Below are 20,045 nucleotides of genomic sequence, written 5' to 3'. Positions count from 1 at the left end.
CTGGTCAGCAATGCGTGGAAGTGCCTGTCAGGCTCTGGCGCTTCCCGGTGTCCTTCCGCGGCTTGGCCGCGGAAGGCTGTGTCGAAGCGCCGATCGGGAGGGACCTATCCGGTCCCCCCTCGAACTGCGCAGCGGTTCCGTGGGGAACTTACAGCGGATCCCAGGAGAACACCTCGCCCGAGCGCTCGAGCGGGATGAAGAAGCTCTTCAGCGCCGGCAAGGCGTGCTCGGCGATGCTTTCCGGGGTCCAGCCCTCGCTGCTGTGGATGCCGCGGATCGGGCGGTTCTGGCTGAACAGGAACAGCTCGTTCATCCGCGGGCCGAAGATCTGGCCGTTCACTTCCTTGGCGGCGTCGGAGGCGAGGAAGACCGCCAGCGGGGCGTTCTTCTCCGGCCCCATGCGCATGATCTTCTCGACCCGCGCCTTCTGCTCCGGCGTCTCCGCCGGGATGGAGCTGGTCATGCGGCTCCAGGCGAAGGGGGCGAGGCAGTTGGAGCGCACGTTGTAGCGCTTCATGTCGAGGGCGATCGACTTCGACAGCGCGGCGATGCCGAGCTTCGCCGCCGAGTAATTCGCCTGGCCGAAATTGCCGATCAGGCCGGAGGTCGAGGTGATGTGGACGTAGCTGCCGCTCTCCTGCTTGCGGAAATGCGTCGCCGCATGGCGGGAGACGTAGAAGCTGCCGTTCAGGTGGACGCCGATGACGGCATCCCATTCTTCCGCCGTCATCCGGTGGAAGATCTGGTCGCGCAGGATGCCGGCGTTGTTCACCACGATATCGATGCGGCCGAAATGATCGAGCGCGGACTGAACGATCTTGCCCGCGCTCTCCCAGGAGGAGACGCTGTCGGTGTTGATCTCGGCCTGGCCGCCGCGCTGTTCGATGATCGCCTTGGTCTGCTGCGCCGGGGTCGCCGACTGGCCCTCGCCGGTCAGGCTGGCGCCGATGTCGTTGATGATGACCTTGGCGCCGGCCTGCGCCATGTGCAGGGCGATCTCACGGCCGATGCCGCCACCGGAGCCGGTGACGACCGCGACTTTCCCATCCAGCATACCCATTGGAGTCTCACTCCCTCACGGTTCTTGACAGCGGCCATTCCTAGCCCCGGCGGCAGGCGGCGTGAAGCCGTTGCCGCGCAGGGCGCGTCGCGGCCTTCTGACCGACGCCACCCGCATGGGTGCTGCCATGCGGGAGGCGCCGGGTTCAGCCTTTCGCGGTGCCGGCGATGATCCCGCCGGCCAGGGTCGCGGGATTGCGCTCCCACCAGCGCCCGGCATCGACCCAGGTGATGAAGTCGAGCAACGCCCGGTTGAAGGCGTCCGGATCCTCCAGGTTCATGGTATGGCCGCAGCGCGGCATCACCAGCAGGGCGCTGGTGGAGATGACGCGCTTGAGGAAGACCGAGGGCTCCAGGGTAGGGTCGTCCTCGTCGCCGGCGATCACCAGGGTCGGCAGCTTCATCTGCCGGAATTGGGCTTCCAGCTCGAGCAGGCTGGGCCGCTCCCGCTGCACGCCGCGCATGGTGAGCACCGAGCCGGTGGTGTCGTGCTCGGCGAGCTGGGACAGGAACTCGGCGTAACCGCGGGTGTCCTTCTCCTCGAACACCAACCGGGTCGGGCCGCTGCCGTAGACGCGGGACATCGTCTCCATGCCCTCGGCGGCGATGCGGTCGGCGGTCGCGTTGACCTCGGCACGGAATTGGTCGCGCTTGCCGGGTTGGGCGCCATAGCCGACGCCGGCAGCGGTCAGGCTGCGCGCCAGATGCGGGTGGCGCAGGCCGAGGTGCAAGGTGGCGAAGGCGCCCATGGACAGGCCCACCACATGCGCCGGCGCCAGGTCCAGCGCCCGGATCACGGCGGCGATGTCGTCGGTCGCGCGGTCCTGGGAATAGGCGGCGCCGTCCTGCGGCACGGCGCTCGGCGGATAGCCGCGGGCATTGTAGGAAATGCAGCGGTAGCGCCGGGCGAAGAAGCGGATCTGCGGCTCCCAGCTACGCATGTCGCCAGCGAATTCATGGACGAAGATCAGCGGTGTGCCGCTGCCGGTCTCCTCGTAGTGTAGTTCGACGCCATCCTCGGTGGTGATGCTCGGCATGTGGCTTCCCCGGCTGCCAGGGAGAAGCTAGCCGCGACCCTTGCCTGCAACAACCGCATGGCTGCCCCCTTCAAACAGGACCCGATTGGTCCTATTTGAGCTCGGCGAAGGGGATCCGGCCGTGTTGAGGCTTTCGAAACTCACCGACTACGCCGTGGTGGTCATGGCCCGGCTGGCGCATGACGGCGCCGGGCCGGATGGCCAGGTGCAGACCGCGCCGGGCTTGGCGGTGTCAACCGGCATCGCCGAGCCGACAGTGGCCAAGGTCTTGAAAAGCCTAGGCCATGCCGGGCTCGTGGACAGCCTCCGCGGCGCCCGTGGCGGCTATCGGCTGGCCCGGCCGCTGGCCGAGGTGCCGCTGTCGGAGGTCATCGTCGCGGTAGATGGGCCGATCGCGCTCACCGCCTGCGTCGACGGCGGCAGCGGCCTCTGCGAGGCGGAGAACATCTGCGCCGTCCGCGGCCGCTGGAACCCGGTGAACCAGGCCATCCGCGCGGCGCTGTCCGGGATCACCCTGGCCGATCTGGCGGGCCCCCCGCCCCAGCGCCGCGCCCCGCCGGCCGCCGCCGGCGCTTCCGCCGCTGCCCTCGTTGCCGAATAGGATTCCCATGCCCGCCGTCACCGAGACGATCGATACCGTCCAGTCCCTCACCGAAGGCACGTACAAATACGGCTTCGAGACGGATATCGAGATGGAGTTCGCCCCTAAGGGGCTGAACGAGGACATCGTCCGCTTCATCTCGAAGAAGAAGAACGAGCCGCAGTGGCTGCTCGACTGGCGGCTGAAGGCCTATGCCGGCTGGCTGAAGATGGAGGAGCCGCTCTGGGCGGCGGTGAAGTACCCGCCGATCGACTACCAGGACGCCTTCTACTACGCCGCGCCGAAGGCCGGCCCGAAGTCGCTGGACGAGGTCGATCCGGAGCTGCTGAAGACCTACGCCAAGCTCGGCATCCCGCTGAAGGAGCAGGCGATCCTCGCCGGCGTCGAGGGGGCCGGGGAAAGCCCGGCCGACAGCGGCCGGATGCCGATCGCGGTGGATGCGGTGTTCGACAGCGTCTCCGTCGCCACGTCCTACAAGGAGCGGCTGGGCAAGGAAGGCATCATCTTCTGCTCGATCTCCGAGGCGGTGCAGAACCACCCGGAGCTGGTGCGGCAGTACCTCGGCACGGTGGTGCCGCAGGGCGATAATTTCTACGCCGCGCTGAACAGCGCGGTCTTCACCGACGGCAGCTTCGTCTACATCCCGAAGGGGGTCCGCTGCCCGATGGAGCTCTCCACCTACTTCCGCATCAATGCGAAAAGCACCGGGCAGTTCGAGCGGACCTTGATCATCGCCGACGAGGGCAGCACCGTCTCCTACCTGGAAGGCTGCACCGCGCCGATGCGCGACGAGAACCAGTTGCATGCCGCGGTGGTGGAGCTGGTGGCGCTGGATGACGCGACCATCAAGTACAGCACGGTGCAGAACTGGTACCCGGGCGATGCCGAGGGCCGGGGCGGCATCTACAATTTCGTCACCAAGCGGGCGCAATGCCGCGGCAAGCGCAGCAAGGTCAGCTGGACCCAGGTGGAGACCGGCTCGGCGATCACCTGGAAGTACCCCTCCTGCGTGTTGCTCGGCGATGATTCGGTGGGCGAGTTCTACAGCGTGGCGATCACCAACAACCGCCAGCAGGCCGACACCGGCACCAAGATGATCCATGTCGGCAAGCGGACCAGCTCGACCATCGTCTCCAAGGGCATCTCCGCCGGGCGTGGCCAGAACACCTATCGCGGGCTGGTGCGCGTCGCGCCGACCGCGAGCAACGCCCGCAACTTCACCCAATGCGACAGCCTGCTGATCGGCGACCAGTGCGGCGCCCATACCGTGCCTTACATCGAGAATCGCTGCATGACGGCGAAGACCGAGCATGAGGCGACCACCAGCCGCATCGCCGAGGACCAGCTCTTCTACTGCCGCCAGCGCGGCATGACCCAGGAGGACGCAGTCGGCCTCATCGTCAACGGCTTCTGCCGCGAGGTGCTGAAGGAGCTGCCGATGGAGTTCGCGGTCGAGGCGCAGAAGCTGTTGCAGATTTCGCTCGAAGGATCGGTTGGCTGACATGCTGAAGATTGAAGGACTGACCGCCGAGGTGGACGGCAAGCCGATCCTGAACGGGATCGACCTGGAGGTTCCCGCCGGCGGGATCCACGCCATCATGGGCCCGAACGGCTCGGGCAAGTCCACGCTCTCCTACGTGCTCGCGGGGCGCGAGGGCTATGAGATCACCGGCGGCAGCGTGACCTTCGACGGCATCGACCTGCTGGCGCTGGAGCCGGAGGAGCGCGCCGCCTCCGGCCTGTTCCTCGCCTTCCAGTACCCGGTCGAGCTGCCCGGTGTGGGCAATGCGCTGTTCCTGCGCACCGCGCTCAACGCCATCCGCCGCCACAGGGGCGAGCCGGAGCTGGATGCGATGCAGTTCCTGAAGGTGGCGAGGCAGCGGATGCAGGCGCTGTCGATGCCGGAGGACATGCTGCGGCGCGGCGTCAACGTCGGCTTCTCCGGCGGCGAGAAGAAGCGCAACGAGGTGTTGCAGATGGCGCTGCTGCAGCCGCGGCTGGCGATCCTGGACGAGACCGACAGCGGCCTCGACATCGACGCGCTGAAGATCGTGGCCGAGGGCGTGAACGCCCTGCGGGCCCCGGATTTCTCCGCCCTGGTGATCACCCATTACCAGCGGCTGCTCGACTACATCGTCCCGGACCGGGTGCATGTGCTGATGGGCGGCCGCATCGTGCAGTCCGGCGGGCCGGAGCTGGCGCAGCAGCTGGAGGCATCGGGCTATGCCTCGGTGCAGGCCGCGGCATGACGGCACCGTTGCACACTGGTGCAGAGGGCTTCCTGCACCGCTTCGACGGGCTGCGGACGCGGCTGCCCGGTGCCCGGCTGGGCTGGGTGCAGCAGCTGCGCGAGCAGGCGGCAGAGAGCTTCCGCGCCCAGGGCTTTCCGACCCGCCGCGCCGAAGCCTGGCACTACACCGACCTGCGCCAGGTCGCCGACGCCGGCTTTGACGAGCCGTTGAGCATTCTCGGCGCGGCCAAGACGCTGCCGGCGCCGCATGGCGCCTGGCGTGCGGTGTTCCAGGACGGCCGCTTCCGCGACGACCTCTCCTCGCTCGACGCCGCGCCCTTCGTGGCGGCAAGCCTTGCCGCGGGGCTCGGCACGCTGGAGGACCGGCTGGGCGCACTGGCGCGGCCTGCGGCGGAACCGATGGCGGCGCTGAACACCATGCTGTTCGAGGATGGGCTGGTGGTGACCGTGCCGGCCGGCGTCGCCGGCGGCGTGCTCGACCTGCTCTCCCTCGGCTCGGCCACCGACCGCCCCGCCGCCTTCCACCCGCGCCACTTGATCCGGCTGGAAGCGGGTGCCAGCCTCACCATCATCGAGACCGCCACCGGCCCGGCGCAGGCGCGCTATCTGCACAACCCGGTCTACGAGATCGAGGTCGGTGAGGGCGCGACGCTGACCCATGTGCGGCTGCAGCAGGAATCGCCGCGCGCCTTCCAGCTCGGCACCCTCTATGCCCGGGTGGCGGCCGGGGGGACCTACGATAATTTCACCCTGAATGCCGGCGGAAAGCTGGTGCGGAACGAGATCCACGCCAGCCTCGACGGGCCGAAGGCCACCTGCCACATGAACGGCGCGCAGCTGCTACGCGACGGCCAGCATGCCGATACCACCACGGTGCTGGACCATGCGGCGCCGGATTGCGCCAGCCGGCAGACCTACAAGACTGTGCTCTCCGGCCGCTCGCGCGGGGTCTTCCAAGGCCGGATCCACGTTCATCAGGTGGCGCAGCGCACCGATGGCTATCAGATGAACCAGGCGCTGCTGCTGAGCCCCGAGGCTGAGATCGACAGCAAGCCGCAGCTTGAGATCTACGCCGACGACGTGAAGTGCAGCCATGGCGCCACGGTCGGCGAGATCGATGCCGACCAGCTCTTCTACCTGCGCGCCCGCGGCATCCCCGAGCCGAAGGCGCGGTCCATGCTGGTGGAAGCCTTCCTGGCCGAGGCGGTCGAGGTGGTGCAGGACGGCGCCGCACGGGCGGCGCTGGAGGCGGCGGTCAACGGATGGTGGGAGGCGGCGGCGTGAACGACGCGACACTGGCTTCCTCCTTCGACATCGAGCGCATCCGCCGGGACTTCCCGATCCTGGCGCAGACCGTGCGCGGCAAGCCGCTGGTCTTCCTCGACAGCGGCGCCAGCGCGCAGAAGCCGCGCGCGGTGATCGACGCCATGGTCCGCTGCATGGAGGAGCGCTACGCCAACGTCCACCGCGGCGCCTATTTCCTCAGCGAGGCGGCGACCGAGGCCTATGAGGCGGCACGCGGCGCGGTGGCGCGCTTCCTCAACGCCGCCGATCCGCGCGAGATCGTCTTCACCACCAACAGCACCGCGGCGATCAACCTGGTCGCGCACAGCTGGGGCCGCGGGGTCATGCAGCCCGGCCAGGCGGTGCTGATCAGCGAGCTGGAGCACCACGCCAACATCGTCCCCTGGCAGCTGCTGCGGGACGACAAGGGCATTGCGCTGCGGGTCGCCCGCGTCACCGATTCCGGCGAAATCGACCTCGATGATGTCGCCGCCAAGCTGGCCGACGGCAAGGTCGGGCTGGTCGCAATGGCGCATATGTCGAACGTGCTCGGCACCGTCGCACCGGTGGAGCGCATCATCCGCATGGCGCAGGCCGCCGGCGCCAAGGTGCTGCTGGACGGCAGCCAGGCGGCGGTGCATCGTCGGGTCGACATGCAGGCGCTGGGTGCCGATTTCTACGTCTTCACCGGTCACAAGCTCTACGGCCCGACCGGCATCGGCGTGCTCTGGGCACGGCTGGAGCATCAGGAACGCATGCCGCCCTTCCTCGGCGGCGGCGACATGATCTCCATGGTGACCATGGAGCGCAGCGAATGGGCGCCGCCGCCGGCGAAATTCGAGGCCGGTACGCCGCCGATCATCGAGGCGGTCGGGCTGCATGCCGCCATCGACTACGTCTCCGCCATCGGAATGCCGGCGATCGAGGCGCATGAGCGCCAGCTGGTGGACCATGCGATGCGGCGGCTGACCGACATCGACGGGTTGACCCTGCTGGGGCGGGCACAGGACCGTGGCGGTGTCTTCGCCTTTGCCCTGGACAATGCCCATCCGCATGACCTGGCGACCCTGCTGGACCGTGCTGGCATCGCCGTCCGTGCCGGGCGCCACTGCGCCGAGCCGCTGCACAGCCGCTTCGGCGTCGAGGGCGGCACGGTGCGCGCCAGCTTCGGCCTCTACACCACCGCGCAGGAGGTGGATTTCCTGGCCGAGGCGCTGACCAAGGCGCGGGAGTTCTTCGCATGAACCGGTTCGCAACCTGCCCGGGGGGCTGATGTTCGACGATCTGCGCGACCTCTACCAGGAAGTGATCCTGGACCACGGGCGCAAGCCGCGGAATTTCCGCCGGCTGGAGGATGCCGACCGCGTTGCCCGCGGCGACAATCCGATGTGCGGCGATCGGCTGGAGCTGTTCCTGAAGCTGGCGCCGGACGGCAGCATCGCCGATGCCGCCTTCCAGGGCCGCGGCTGCGCCATTTCCACGGCCAGCGCCTCGCTGCTGACGGAGACGGTGAAGGGCAAGTCGCAGGAGGCGGCGCACGCGCTCTCCGACCAGTTCCGCACCCTGGCGATGACCGGCGCCTGCCCGGAGTGCGGCGCGACGCTGGCCGACGAGATGGAACGGCTGCAGCCGCTCTCCGGCGTGCATGAATTCCCGAGCCGGGTGAAATGCGCGACCCTGGCCTGGCACACCCTCAATGCCGCCCTCGATGCAGCCCCGGGGCAGATAAAGGAGGCGAGCAGTGAGTGACGAGTCGACCACCGCCCCGGCCACGCATACCGCCTGGACACCGGAGGGCGAGACGGCGCCGCCGCGCATCGGCGAGGAGGCGGTCATCGCCATGCTGAAGACGGTGTTCGACCCGGAGATCCCGGTCGACATCTACGAACTCGGCCTGATCTACGCGGTCGAGATCGAGGACGATGGCAAGGTGAAGGTGGAGATGACCCTCACCACGCCCTCATGCCCCTCGGCGCAGGAACTGCCGAGCCAGGTGGAGGAGAGCATCCGAATGATCCCCGGCGTCAGCGACGTGCAGGTCGAGGTCGTCTGGGACCCGCCCTGGGACCAGAGCCGGATGAGCGAGGATGCCCGCCTCGCGCTGAACATGTACTGACCGAGGGGCCAGCGAATGAGCACCACCACGACGAACCCGCCGCGCGCGCGTCGCGCCCTGCCGCCGCTGATGCAGCTGACCGAGGCCGCAGCGGAGCGGCTGCATGGCCTCTATGCCGGCGGCGAGGCCGGGCGGCTGCTGCGTATCGGCGTCAAGACCAAGGGCTGCTCCGGCCTGTCCTACGACCTCACCTGGGTTGATGCGGCGGAGCCGACGGATGAGCGGGTCACCGACAAGGGGGTGACGGTTCTGGTCGACCGCAAGGCCAGCCTGTTCCTGATCGGCACCATCATGGATTACGAGGTGAAGGCGATGTCGGCCGGCTTCACCTTCACCAACCCGAATGAGAAGGGCCGCTGCGGCTGCGGCGAGAGCTTCCACGTCTGACCACCGATTCCGTGATTGCGTCAAGGATGGGAATTCGGCTGCCGCTTGGCGATAATCACGGCTTCCCGATGGAGGCAGACGGTGCGGCGTCCAGTATTCGGCCTGTTGGCGATCCTCGGAGCGCTGCCAGTGGCGGCCCGGGCGGAGTACGGAATGCCTCGCATCCATGCCGGGGTGGGCCTGGCCGGGTTGTTCAGTGAGATCCGCGGCGGCGCTTCCTGGCATGATCTCGGCGCCAAGGAAGGTGGCACGGATATCAATGGCGAGCTGCTCTTCGTCACCCCGGTGCCGGCACGGCTGACAGCGGGCCTGCCGCCGCTCTATCGCTGGATGCTGGAGCCGCGGCCGCATATCGGCTTCAGCGCCAATACCGAAGGCTACACCAGCCAGGGCTATTTCGGCCTGACCTGGACGACCATGCTGTACCGCGACGTGCTGCGGCCTGGCGATGGCATCCGCTTCGACTTCTTTTTCGGCGGTTCGGTGAATGACGGCAAGCACGTCACCAATGCTCTCGACCGTAAGAGTCTCGGCGGCAATCTGCTGTTCCGGGTCGGCGGCGAGATCGGCTATCAGATCGATCCGCGCTGGTCGGTCTCGCTCTTCCTCGACCATGAGAGCAATGCCGGCAGCGCCCGCGAGAACGAGGGCATGAACAGCCTCGGCCTGCGCCTGGGCTTCGGACTCTAGAGCGCGTTCGGGCTGACCGTACTGGGTCCCGGATGGTTGCTCCCGATCGGCGTTTTCAGGCGCGGATGCTCCTTCACGGCCGTCATGGCCGGGTTGATCCGGCCTCCAGCACCGGGAGCGGATCAGGGGAGAACGTCCCCGGAGCACCGGCCCGCTCTACAGATAGCAGGCTGCAGCGGAGTTGCGTTCATGTCTGAACGCAACTCCGCTGCAGGGGCTGCGAAGGCGGATGCGCGGGCCAAGCCCGCGCATGACGGAAGGGGCACCCCGCCAGCCCTCGACACTGCGCTCCTTCAGACCGCGCTCGACCAATCCGCCGGGACGAAGCGGTAGCCGTTGCCCTCCTTGGCGATATAGCCATTGGCCGGGAAGGGAAAATGGTAGCCGGTGATGCGAATACGATCGGTGGCGAGCTGGTCGAACAGCTTGCGGCGCGATGCCTCGGCCATCACCGGGTCGAAGTCGAAGACGGCGTGGAAATCCGGCCGGCGCGCGAAGAGCTCCGGTCGGTTCACCGTATCCGCGACGAAGATCGCCTGCGAATCTCCATCGGCGATGCGGTAGGCTGTATGGCCAGGGGTATGGCCATGGACCGGAATGCTGCGGATGCCGGGCAGCGCCTCGGCACCCTCGGCGAGCTGGCGGATCTTGCCCTGGTACGGCGCGAAGCGCCGTGCGCTGTTGGCAAAATTGCCGCGCTGGCCTTCCGGGCTGCGGGTCTGGTTGCCGGTATCGCTCCACCAGGCCCATTCAGCGGCAGGCACCACGATCTCGGCATTCGGGAAGGCTGCGCCGCCACTGGCGTTCAGCAGCCCGTTCACGTGGTCGCCGTGGAAGTGGCTGTGGATGACGGCGGTCACCTTCGCCGGGTCGATGCCGGCGTCGCGCATATTCTCGATCATCCGGCCCTGGGTCGCGCCGGCCGGCGTCACGCCATTGCCTGCATCGAAGGCGATGAGCTGGGTCGGCGTCTCGACAAAGGTGACGGTGAAGGGAATGCGGATGGTCTCGGCCGGCAGGAAGCTCTCCGCCAGCACCTTCTGGACATCCTCCAGCGAGGCATTGCGGACGAAATCCTTCACCGGCCGGGCGAAGAAGCCGTCGTGCACGGTGGTGACGGTGAAGCCGCCGACCTTGAAGCGGTAGAAGCCCGGCGCTTGCGGAATGGCGGGAGCTGCCGCCGGTGCCGGCTGCGCCGCGGCGCCGCGGAGCAGGGTAGGGGTGGCGAGCGCAACGGCAGTGCCACCGAGGATGAAGCGGCGGCTAGCATGGGGCGTCATGGCGATTCCCTCCCTGGGGGTCCCTTATTGGTGGGCAGGGATCGGTCGCGATCAAGCCATTCCGCGGCGGTTTCGTCCGGCGCGAGCGGCGTGCGGCGGTCCATTACCCACGGGTGAAGGCGACCACCGATTCCAGATGCGGCGACCAGAGGAATTGGTCGACCGGCGTAGCCGCTACGATGCGATAGCCGGCAGCATGCAGCGCCTTCGCATCCTTCGCCAGCGCCACCGGGTTGCAGGAGACGTAGACAATGGTCGGAACCCGTGCCTGCGCCAGCAGCCCCACCTGCTCCGCCGCGCCGGCATAGGGCGGGTCGAGCACCACGGCGGCGTAGCCCTTCAGCTCCGGTCCGGCCAGCGGCTGGCGGTCCAGATCGCGCTTCACCGCCTGCACCCGGATGCCGGCTTTGCCGGCGGCGGCGGCCAGCGCCGTCACCGCCTCCGGCACGCTCTCAAAGGCCGTCACCCGGCCGCGCGCCGCGAGCGGGATGCTGAGCGTGCCGAGCCCGGCGTAAAGGTCGGCGATGGCCGCCCGCGGCGGCAGCTTTCTCGGCAGCCCTTCCAGCATGGCGGTGATGATCGCCGCTTCGCCGGGGACGCTCGCCTGCAGGAAGGCGCCCGGCGTGGGCACCAGCTCGACGCCGGAGAGCATATGCCGCACCGGGCCGAACTGGGCCGCCACCTCCGCTCGCGCCCCCTTGCCGGCCCAGGCGATGCGCGGGATCCCGGCGGATTGGGCGAGGGCGGCCAGGGCGCGGCGGTCCGGCATTGTCAGCGGCGCATCGGTCCGCAGCAATATGTCCGGCCCGCTGGCCAGCATGTTGATCACCGCCGAGCCGAGCCGGCGCAGCCCTTCCAGCCCTCGCAGCGCCTCGGCCAGCGGCGGCAGCAGGGCGACCAGCGATGGCAGCAGTACATGGCATTCGCGCATCGGCACCAGCGCCGTGGTGCCGCGCTGGTGGAAGCCGATCTGCACCCGGCCATCTGGCAGCCGTTCCAGCCCGAGGTCGGCGCGCTGGCGGCTGGCGGGAGGCGTCGTCACCAGCGGTGCCACCGGTGCATCGGCGAAGCCGGCCCGGGCCAGGGCTTCCACCAGGCGGGCGCGCTTCCATTCGGCGTAGGGCGCCGGCGCCCAATGCTGCAGCACGCAGCCGCCGCAGGCGGGGAAATGCGTGCAGGGCGGGGCAATGCGGTCCGGGCTCTCGCTCAGCCATTCCTCCACCTGGGCCCGCTGGCCGGCGATGCGGGCGTGCACTCGCTCACCGGGCAGCGCCTGCGGGACGAAGACGCTGCCGGCCGCGGTATGGGCGATGCCATCGCCGCCGGCGCCGATCGCGGTGATCTCCAGCGTCTCAGGCATCATTGTCCAACGGCAGGTGATGGGAGGCGAGGCGTACCTCGACGAGGAAAAGCGACAGCGCCACGATCATCGCCAGCATGGCGGCGATCAGCAGCGCGCCGAGCAGCCAGGCGACCTTCAGTCCGACGAAGATGCTGGCGAAGGAGCCGACGATCAGCGAGCACAGCAGGATCGCCGCCAGCACGCTGGCGCTGATGGCGCGGTGCACGCAGCCTGCCCGCTGCGCCAGCCGCTGCCGTTCCCCCGGCAGGGCGGTGGAACTGCCGGCGCGGATCGCCCGCTCCCGGTCGATCAGCCGGGCGAGCCGGCCGGCGAGCACGTTGATGACGCTGAAGATGCCGGTGAGCAGGAAGGCTGGGGCGATCGGCAGCTGGATCGCCCGCTCGATCTCCGCGACATCCTCGGCGCCGAAGGCACCGGACAGCGGCTCAGCCGCCGCCGAAGGCATTGAGGCCGGTCTGGGCGCGGCCGAGGATCAGCGCATGCACGTCATGCGTGCCCTCATAGGTGTTCACCGTCTCGAGGTTCATGACATGGCGGATGACATGGTATTCGTCGACGATGCCGTTGCCGCCATGCATGTCGCGGGCGACCCGGGCGATGTCGAGCGACTTGCCGCAATTGTTGCGCTTGACCAGGGAGATCATCTCCGGCGCCACCTTGCCTTCGTCGAACAGCCGGCCGACCCGCAGCACGGCGTGCAGGCCGAGGGTGATCTCGGTCTGCATGTCGGCCAGCTTCTTCTGGATCAGCTGAGTCTGCGCCAGCGGCCGGCCGAACATCTTGCGGTTCAGCGTATAGTCGCGGGCACGGTGCCAGCAATCCTCGGCCGCGCCGAGGGCGCCCCAGGCAATCCCGTAACGGGCGCGGTTGAGGCAGGAGAAGGGGCCGGCCAGCGACTTCACACCCGGCAGACGGTTCTCCTCGGGCACGAAGACCTCATCCATCATGATCATGCCGGTGGTCGAGGCGCGCAGGCTGAACTTGCCTTCGATCTTCGGGGTGGTGAGACCCTTCATCCCGCGCTCCAGCAGGAAGCCGCGCAGCACGCCATCGTCGTCCTTCGCCCAGACCACGGCGACATCGGCGATCGGCGCATTGGTGATCCAAGTCTTGGAGCCGGACAGCAGGTAGCCGCCATCGACCTTCTTCGCCCGGGTACGCATCGAATTCGGGTCGGAGCCGGCATCGGGTTCGGTCAGGCCGAAGCAGCCGACCCATTCGCCGCTCCGCAGCTTCGGCAGGAACTTCTCCTTCTGCGCCTCGGAGCCAAAGGCGTAGATCGGGTACATCACCAGGCTGGACTGCACGGAGAAGGCGCTGCGGTAACCGCTGTCCACCCGCTCCACCTCCCGGGCCATCAACCCGTAGGCGACGTAGGAGACGCCGGCGCAGCCGTAGCCGTGCAGGGTGGCGCCGAGAAAGCCCATCTCGCCGAACTCGTTCATGATCTCGCGATGGAAGAATTCCTTGCGGTTGGCTTCCAGCACGCGGGGGAAGAGCTTGCCCTGGCAGAATTCCCGCGCCGCGTCGCGGATCATCCGCTCATCCTCGGAAAGCTGGTCCTCCAGCAGCAGCGGATCTTCCCAGACGAAGCTGGCCTTGGCCGGCGCGCGCATCGCAGTGTCGGATGCGCCACCGGAGGGGATGGCGATGGCATTGGCGACGGTCATGGCATTCTCCTCGTGGCGGCGCGGGCATAGAGCAATCCCGCTTCAGGTGGAAACACCCGAGCCGGGCCGTTGCTCACAAGACATGGGGTGGCGCGGGCTCCGCGCATCGGGCCGTTTAGGCGGACGGCAGGCGGCCTGCCCGGGGAGCCGGGCGGGCCGCCATCGCATCTCAGGCCGCTTCGGCCTCGGTCTCCTGTTCCGTCGCCGTCTCGCGACGGGGGCGGGGGATCGGGATCAGCATGAAGGCAGGGACGGCATCGCCGAAGCCGCGCACGCTCGGGCCGAGATCGTCACGGTCACGGCGGCGGTCGTCGCGCCGGGCATGGTCGTGGCGCTCGGTCTCCTCGCGGGGGGCGGCGGTGCGCTCATGCCGTGCGCGGTCGCCGCGCTCCGGCCGGGCCCGGTCGCCACGCTCGGGGCGGCTACGGTCGCCGCGCGGCCGCTCGGCCTCGGCCACCCGCTCCGCCGGCTCGCGCTGCGGCCGGTCGCTGCGCTCGGGGCGCGGGCGGTCCAGCTTGTCGCTGCTCCGCTCGGGCCGATCGCTGCTCCGCTCCGGGCGGTCGCTGCTCCGCTCGGGCCGGTCGCCGCGCGAGCGGTCGCTGCGCCCGTCGCGGCCACCACGGCCACGGCCGGCGTCGCGCCCGCCACGGGCCGCCGGGGCGCCGCGGCCGCCACGGCCACGGCTCGGCCGCGCTGCCGCCTCGGCGATCTCCTCATTGCTCACCGGATCGAGGCCTTCGACCTCGATGCGCGGGATCGGCATGCCGGTCAGCTTCTCGATCGCCGCGACGTTGCGGGCATCATCCGCCGTGGCGATGGTGAAGGCCGCGCCCTCCCGCCCCGCGCGGCCGGTGCGGCCAATGCGGTGGACGTAGTCCTCGGCATGGTAGGGCACGTCGAAGTTGAAGACATGCGACAGCCCGCCGATGTCGAGGCCACGGGCCGCGACATCCGAGCAGACCAGCAGCTGTAGCTCATTCGCCTTGAACTTGTTCAAGGTGGCGAAGCGGGTCGGCTGGTCCATGTCGCCATGCAGCGCACCAACCGCGAAGCCGTGCCGCTTCAACGATTTGTAGAGGACGTCCACCTCGATCTTGCGGTTGCAGAAGATCAACGCGTTCTGCACATCCTCGCGCCGGATCAGTCGCCGCAGCGCTTCCCGCTTGTCGAGTTCTCGGGTCCATAGCAGCCCGGCGGTGATCGTCGTCGCCACGCTGGCCGGGGCGGAGACGGTGATCTCCTTCGGGTTCTGCAGGAAGGCATCCGCCAGCTTGCGGATCTCCGGCGCCATGGTCGCCGAGAAGAACAGCGTCTGCCGCATCCCCGGCAGCATTGAGACGATGCGCTCGACATCGGGGATGAACCCCATGTCCAGCATGCGGTCGGCCTCGTCGATGACGAGCACCTTGCAATCGGCCAGCAGGATGCGGCCGCGGTCGAACAGGTCGAGCAGCCGGCCTGGCGTGGCGATCAGCACGTCCACGCCCTTCTCGAGCACGGCGCGCTGGTCGTTCATGCTCTCGCCGCCGATCAGCAGGGCGTGCACCAGGTTGAGGTGTTTGCCGTACTTCACGAAATTCTCGGCGACCTGCAGCGCCAGCTCGCGCGTCGGCTCCAGGATCAGGCTGCGCGGCATGCGCGCCTTGGCCCGGCCAGAGGCGAGGATGTCGAGCATCGGCAGGGTGAAGCCGGCAGTCTTGCCGGTGCCGGTCTGGGCGCAGCCGAGCACGTCGCGACCCATCAGCACGGTCGGGATCGCGGCTTCCTGGATCGGCGTCGGCGTTACGTAGCCGGCCTCGGCCACCGCGCGCAGGATCGGTTCGGAGAGGCCGAGATCGGTGAAGGTGACGCGCGGCGCAGCGTCCTCGGCCGTCTCCTCCTCATCCTCGTCGGAGGCGCTGGACTCGTCGTCATCCCCGTCGTCGGCGGCGAGGGCTTCATCCTGGTCCGTGTCGTCGTCATCCGCGCCGGCGGCTTCGGCCACCGGGGCATCGGCTTCGGCGGCCTCGGCCTGCGCGGCCGCGGGCGCTTCGGCCACAGCCTCGATGGGGCCTGCTTCGGCCGCCTCGGACGGCGCGGCGTCCACCGCACCAGGCATGGCCGGCGGCGTGCCGGTCGTGGTATCAGTGTGTTCGGCCTCGGCCGCCGTAATGGCAGGCCGCTCAGGGGTATCGGTCAAGTGCGGTCGGTTCCTTCGCCGGGACAGCGGCGGTATGGCGGCGTCGCAGCAACCGGCTGCGGGCCGTAATCCGACGCCCGGCACACCACATCGCAAGGCTGCCGTTCCAGGTCCGCGCGCCATATGCGCTTACTGTCGCGGAAAATCAAGCCGATCCGTCGAAACCGCGGTTGCTGTGGCGGTGCGGCGCTCCACGCAACCATCGCCGTTCCGCAGCGGTACCGCTGCCACGGAACTGGTGGTGGCCCGGGCGGTTTCACGACGTGCCGGCCCGCGCTACCACAGCGGCCATGCCCGACCCGCACCCCCTGCTGCTGCTGCCCGGCCTGCTCTGCGACGCGACGCTGTGGCAGGCGCAGATCGATGGGCTGGCCGGGCTGGCGCAGTGCCAGGTGGCCGATGTCACCGCCGACGACAGCCTGCCCGCCATGGCTCGCAGGGCCCTGGAGGCGGCGCCGGACCGCTTCGCCCTCGCCGGCCTGTCCATGGGCGGCTACCTAGCGTTCGAGATCCTGCGCCAGGCGCCGCAACGGGTCACCCGGCTGGCACTGCTCGACACCTCGGCGCGGCCGGACACGCCGGATCAGGCCCGGCGCCGTCGCGGGCTGATCGGCCTGGCCCGCACCGGGGCGTTCCGCGGGGTGACGCCGCGGCTGCTGCCGCAGTTGGTGCATCCGGTGCATCTCGGCGGGCCGGTCGGCGCCGCGGTGGTGGCGATGGCGGAGCGCGTCGGGCGCGACGCCTTCCTGCGCCAGCAGGCGGCGATCCTGGCTCGACCCGACAGCCGCCCGGACCTGCCCGGCATTCGCCTGCCAACCCTGGTGGCGGTGGGAGAGGCCGACGCGCTGACCCCGCCGGACCTTGCCGAGGAGATCGCCGCCGCCATCCCCGACGCCCGGCTGGAGGTGATTCCTGGCTGCGGCCACCTGCCGCCGCTGGAAGCCCCTGCCGCGGTCACCGCCCTGCTGCGGGACTGGCTGGAGGCAAGGGTGGATCGCGGAGGGGCGTGAATCCGCTCTGCAAACAACAAGCTACGGCGATTGGCGTGCATGTCTGAACGCCAATCGCCATGAGGCGGCCTCAGCCGCAGCTGGGCAGCATCCGCGGCCGGCCATGGGCCGCGTTCTGCTGCGACGTCGCGCATGAGGATCCACCCGGCAGCCGCCCCGGGCCCCAGGCCGGCGTTGGCGGCATCTCCTCCATCTCCGACGGCTCCTGGCTGCGCAGCGGCACCAGCAGCTCGCAGCGCAACCCATCCGCCAGCCACAGCCGGCTGAGCTTGCCGCCAAGCTGCGCCTGCACGGTCTGCTCGATGACGCGTGAGCCGAAGCCGCGGCCTGCCGGCGGCGCATCCACCAGCGGACCGCCGGACTCCCGCCAGACCAGGTGCAGGATGCGGCCGCCGGACTCGATCCGCCACGTGACCGTCAGCAGCCCGCCCGGCACCGAAAGAGCGCCGTATTTCACCGCATTGGTGGCCAGCTCATGCAGCGCCATGCAGAGCGGCTGCGCCGCCTGGGCGGCGATCGTCACCGGCGGGCCGAGCAGCACGGCGCGGGGCGCGTCCTCGGTGTCCGGGCCGAGGAAGGGTGCCAGCTCGCCCTCCATCAGGGCGCGCAGCTCGGCGCCCTCCCAGCGGCGTTGCGCCAGCATGGTCTGCGCCCGGGCCAGCGCCGCCACCCGCCCTTCGATGATCCGGACCAGCTCCGCCGGGCTCTCGGCCCGGGACAGCCGCAGCGCCGCCTGCACCACCGCCAGGGCGTTCTTAGCGCGGTGGTCGACCTCGCGCATCAGGAGCTGGTTGCGGGTCTCGGCCTGCTTGCGGTCGGTGATGTCCATGGCGATACCGACCAGCCGCGCCGGCCGCCCGCCGGCGAAGCGCACCTGGCCGGTCGCCGCGATCCAGCGCTCCCGCCCATCGGCGATGCCCACGACCCGCAGCTCCAGCTGGTAGAGCCCCTCGCCGGACGGGTCCATGGCGCGCCGCACGGCGGCGCGGCGCAGGGCGCGGTCGTCCGGGTGGATCGCCTCGACGAAGCGCCGTCGGGTGATCGGTACATCCTCGGGCAGTGCCCACAGCGCTCGCATCCGGGAGTCCCAGGTCACCCGGCCGGCGGCATAGTCGTAGTCGTAGGTGCCGAGCCGGGCGGCCTCCTGCGCCAGCCGCAGCCGTTCCTCGCTTTCGGTCAACGCCGCCTCGGCCCGGCGTCGGGCGGTGATGTCGAGGCAGACGCCGCGGATGCGCGCCGGCAGCGGGCCGCCGTCCGGATCCGGCTCCGCCTCGCCGCGCGAGAGCAGCCAGTGTTCCGAGCCGTCCGGCCAGACCACGCGGAACTCGGTGGCGAAAGTGCCGCCAGCGCGGGCCAGCCTGCGGTGCTCCTCGGCCAGCCGGATCATGTCCTCGGGGTGGATGCGGGTCAGCATGCCGGGCGGATCGAAGGGCGGGCCCTGCGGCAGGCCGAACAGCGTTGGCAGCGACGGGTCGGTGGCGCCCAGTCCGTGGCTGTCGATCTCGAAGGCGATGACCCCGCTCGCCTCCTGCGCCCGGCGCAGCCGTGCCTCGCTCTGCATCGCCGCACGTTCGGCCTGGCGCAGCGCGGTCAGGTCGGTGCGGGTGCTGACATAGCCGTTGGGCCGGCCGGTCACCGGGTCCAGGCGGTAGGTCCAGTGGGCGCCGGTGACGATCGGCGTGCCGTCCTTGCGGCACTGCCGCAGCTCTCCCTGCCAGCTCCCGTCGCGCTCCAGGGCGGCGGTGATGGGGCCCATGCCGCCGGGCGGCAACTCGGTCTTCAGCATGGTGCGGGCCCGCTTGCCGAGCATCTCCTCCCGCGTCCAGCCGTAGACCCGTTCGCAGCCAGCCGACCAGTGCACCACATGCCCGGTCAGGTCGGTGATCATGCTGGGCGAGAGATCAAGCGCGTCCGATACCTCCCGCAGCGCGGCGGTCCGCTCCGCCACGCGTGCCTCGAGCGTCGCATTGCTGTCCAGCAGGTCCTGCTGGCCGCGGCGGACCAAAAGGACCAGTGCAAGGAGCGCCAGGCTGGCCGGCAGGCCGATGGCCAGCTGCGGAGCCACCTCCCGCCACCACAGTGGCAGGATGCCGGCGCGCGACCGCTGCGCCGTGGCGTAGATCGGGAAGCCACCGAGCCGGGTGAGGGCGACCAGCTGCCCGCCACCCTCGTCCGCCGTTTGATAGGTGGCCCGCTGCATGCCGGCTGCGACCTGGGCGCGCCAGGGACTGCCTGCCGGCACCCGCACGCCCGGCTCCACCGGCGGGCCGGTACGCACCAGCACCGCGCCATCGGCGCGGATCAGTGACAGGGTATAGCCGCTGCCGACCTGCACCTGCTGCAGCCCCGCCGCCAACCGCTCGGGAAAGGCGGAGACGTTGACCACCCCATCGAACTCGCCCGGCGGCAGGCCATTGCCGGTGCGGGTCCGGCGGCGGCTGATGGCGAAGAACGGCCGGTGGTCGAAGCGGCCGATGTAGAGCTGGCTGACATGAACCTGGGGGGCGTCGTCCCTTTGCAGGTCGATGAAGAAGTCGCGGTCCGCCGCGGTCCGCACCCGCGGCACCGGGAGGAGGCTGGAGGCGACCAGCGGCACGCCGGTGCGGTCGATGATGAAGCTGTTCTCGGCCTGCGGCAGCTCCGAGACCAGCGCCTTCATCGCCGCGTGCAGCTCCGGCTCGCGGGCCCGGATCTCGGCATCGGAGAGGCCAGCCACCAGCGCATCCACCTGCCGCGCCGCCAGCGCATAGGCAACCAGCACGCGCATGCCGTACTCCGCCGCGGCATCGGCGGTGCGGGTCAGCTCGGCAGTGGCCTCGCGCCAGATGCCCTGCCAGGACCGCCAAGCGCCGACGCCGGTGACCAGCAACGGCAGCGCGACGATCGTGGCCAGCAGGAGCAGCCCGGTGCGGCGCGCCGTGGTGGAGCCCACAAGGTTCACGGCGCGCGAGTCAGGGGCCCGGCTCCCTGGCGACCCAGTGCCGGATGCCAGCAAGGCTCGGGTGTCCGGCGTGGATCCCGGTGAGGCTTTCGCCGGACTGGCGTTCGGGCCAGCAGGCGTCATGCAATTCCTTCCTGCGCGCGAGTCGAAGGGGCCGCGCCGAAGGCGGATCAGCCG

18 protein-coding genes are annotated in these 20,045 nt (G+C 69.7%); 10 read left to right on the top strand and 8 right to left on the bottom strand.

The window, feature by feature from the left end; translation table 11 throughout:
• Positions 1-148: 148 nt before the first annotated feature.
• Positions 149-1,060, bottom strand: a complete 912-nt coding sequence (locus tag H7965_RS08360; protein ID WP_186770111.1) for an SDR family NAD(P)-dependent oxidoreductase — start codon at positions 1,058-1,060, stop codon at positions 149-151.
• A gap of 145 nt (positions 1,061-1,205) precedes the next feature.
• Complete coding sequence (locus H7965_RS08355; protein ID WP_186770110.1) at positions 1,206-2,096, bottom strand: alpha/beta fold hydrolase; 891 nt, start codon at positions 2,094-2,096, stop codon at positions 1,206-1,208.
• Between the two features lie 121 nt (positions 2,097-2,217).
• Here H7965_RS08355 and H7965_RS08350 point away from each other — a divergent pair, with 121 nt between their 5' ends.
• The 9 genes from H7965_RS08350 to H7965_RS31690 all read left to right on the top strand — a co-directional run bounded on the left by H7965_RS08350 (position 2,218) and on the right by H7965_RS31690 (position 9,425).
• Positions 2,218-2,697 carry an SUF system Fe-S cluster assembly regulator gene (locus tag H7965_RS08350; RefSeq protein ID WP_186770109.1) on the top strand — a complete coding sequence of 160 codons (480 nt, stop codon included), beginning with the start codon at positions 2,218-2,220 and terminating at the stop codon, positions 2,695-2,697.
• Positions 2,698-2,704: 7 nt separating this feature from the next.
• Positions 2,705-4,198, top strand: a complete 1,494-nt coding sequence (gene sufB, locus H7965_RS08345; protein ID WP_186770108.1) for a Fe-S cluster assembly protein SufB — start codon at positions 2,705-2,707, stop codon at positions 4,196-4,198.
• Between the two features lies 1 nt (position 4,199).
• Complete coding sequence (sufC, locus tag H7965_RS08340; RefSeq protein ID WP_186770107.1) at positions 4,200-4,946, top strand: Fe-S cluster assembly ATPase SufC; 747 nt, start codon at positions 4,200-4,202, stop codon at positions 4,944-4,946.
• Positions 4,943-6,232, top strand: coding sequence for a Fe-S cluster assembly protein SufD (sufD, locus tag H7965_RS08335; RefSeq protein WP_186770106.1), 1,290 nt, complete (start codon positions 4,943-4,945; stop codon positions 6,230-6,232). The genes sufC and sufD overlap by 4 nt, the downstream gene beginning before the upstream one ends.
• The gene (locus H7965_RS08330) at positions 6,211-7,476 is read left to right on the top strand and encodes an aminotransferase class V-fold PLP-dependent enzyme (RefSeq protein ID WP_186770105.1); all 1,266 of its coding nucleotides are present in this window, start codon (positions 6,211-6,213) and stop codon (positions 7,474-7,476) included. The genes sufD and H7965_RS08330 overlap by 22 nt, the downstream gene beginning before the upstream one ends.
• Before the next feature lie 28 nt (positions 7,477-7,504).
• Complete coding sequence (gene sufU, locus H7965_RS08325; protein ID WP_186770104.1) at positions 7,505-7,981, top strand: Fe-S cluster assembly sulfur transfer protein SufU; 477 nt, start codon at positions 7,505-7,507, stop codon at positions 7,979-7,981.
• Positions 7,974-8,348: an SUF system Fe-S cluster assembly protein gene (locus H7965_RS08320; RefSeq protein ID WP_186770103.1), complete on the top strand. Its 375-nt coding sequence runs from the start codon at positions 7,974-7,976 to the stop codon at positions 8,346-8,348. The genes sufU and H7965_RS08320 overlap by 8 nt, the downstream gene beginning before the upstream one ends.
• Positions 8,349-8,363: 15 nt before the next feature.
• A complete protein-coding gene (locus tag H7965_RS08315; RefSeq protein WP_186770102.1) occupies positions 8,364-8,735 on the top strand; it encodes a HesB/IscA family protein in 372 nt (123 codons plus the stop codon).
• An 81-nt stretch (positions 8,736-8,816) separates the two neighbouring features.
• Positions 8,817-9,425 carry an acyloxyacyl hydrolase gene (locus H7965_RS31690; protein ID WP_186770101.1) on the top strand — a complete coding sequence of 203 codons (609 nt, stop codon included), beginning with the start codon at positions 8,817-8,819 and terminating at the stop codon, positions 9,423-9,425.
• A gap of 293 nt (positions 9,426-9,718) precedes the next feature.
• On the opposite strand, the gene H7965_RS08305 is transcribed toward H7965_RS31690, so the two are convergent.
• From H7965_RS08305 to H7965_RS08285, 5 genes are all read right to left on the bottom strand, one after another.
• Entirely contained in the window at positions 9,719-10,705 is a 987-nt protein-coding gene (locus H7965_RS08305; RefSeq protein WP_186770100.1) for an MBL fold metallo-hydrolase, read from the bottom strand.
• Between the two features lie 103 nt (positions 10,706-10,808).
• A complete protein-coding gene (locus H7965_RS08300) occupies positions 10,809-12,065 on the bottom strand; it encodes a class I SAM-dependent RNA methyltransferase (protein ID WP_186770099.1) in 1,257 nt (418 codons plus the stop codon).
• Positions 12,058-12,513, bottom strand: coding sequence for a DUF2721 domain-containing protein (locus H7965_RS08295; protein WP_186770098.1), 456 nt, complete (start codon positions 12,511-12,513; stop codon positions 12,058-12,060). The genes H7965_RS08300 and H7965_RS08295 overlap by 8 nt, the downstream gene beginning before the upstream one ends.
• The gene (locus H7965_RS08290) at positions 12,494-13,684 is read right to left on the bottom strand and encodes an acyl-CoA dehydrogenase (RefSeq protein ID WP_186770233.1); all 1,191 of its coding nucleotides are present in this window, start codon (positions 13,682-13,684) and stop codon (positions 12,494-12,496) included. Before H7965_RS08290 ends, H7965_RS08295 begins: the two co-directional genes overlap by 20 nt.
• A gap of 223 nt (positions 13,685-13,907) precedes the next feature.
• On the bottom strand, positions 13,908-15,836 hold the full coding sequence (locus H7965_RS08285) for a DEAD/DEAH box helicase (RefSeq protein WP_186770232.1): 1,929 nt from the start codon (positions 15,834-15,836) through the stop codon (positions 13,908-13,910).
• A gap of 371 nt (positions 15,837-16,207) precedes the next feature.
• Between H7965_RS08285 and H7965_RS08280 the strand changes: the two genes are divergently transcribed.
• Complete coding sequence (locus H7965_RS08280; protein WP_186770097.1) at positions 16,208-16,927, top strand: alpha/beta fold hydrolase; 720 nt, start codon at positions 16,208-16,210, stop codon at positions 16,925-16,927.
• 70 nt (positions 16,928-16,997) lie between these two features.
• On the opposite strand, the gene H7965_RS31685 is transcribed toward H7965_RS08280, so the two are convergent.
• Positions 16,998-19,868 carry a PAS domain-containing protein gene (locus tag H7965_RS31685; RefSeq protein ID WP_186770096.1) on the bottom strand — a complete coding sequence of 957 codons (2,871 nt, stop codon included), beginning with the start codon at positions 19,866-19,868 and terminating at the stop codon, positions 16,998-17,000.
• Positions 19,869-20,045 lie beyond the last annotated feature (177 nt).

This window comes from Siccirubricoccus deserti (assembly GCF_014283215.1).
GTDB lineage: Bacteria > Pseudomonadota > Alphaproteobacteria > Acetobacterales > Acetobacteraceae > Siccirubricoccus > Siccirubricoccus deserti.
The sequence above is the reverse complement of the archived record's forward strand: the minus strand, read 5'-3'. Positions and strand labels throughout refer to the sequence as shown.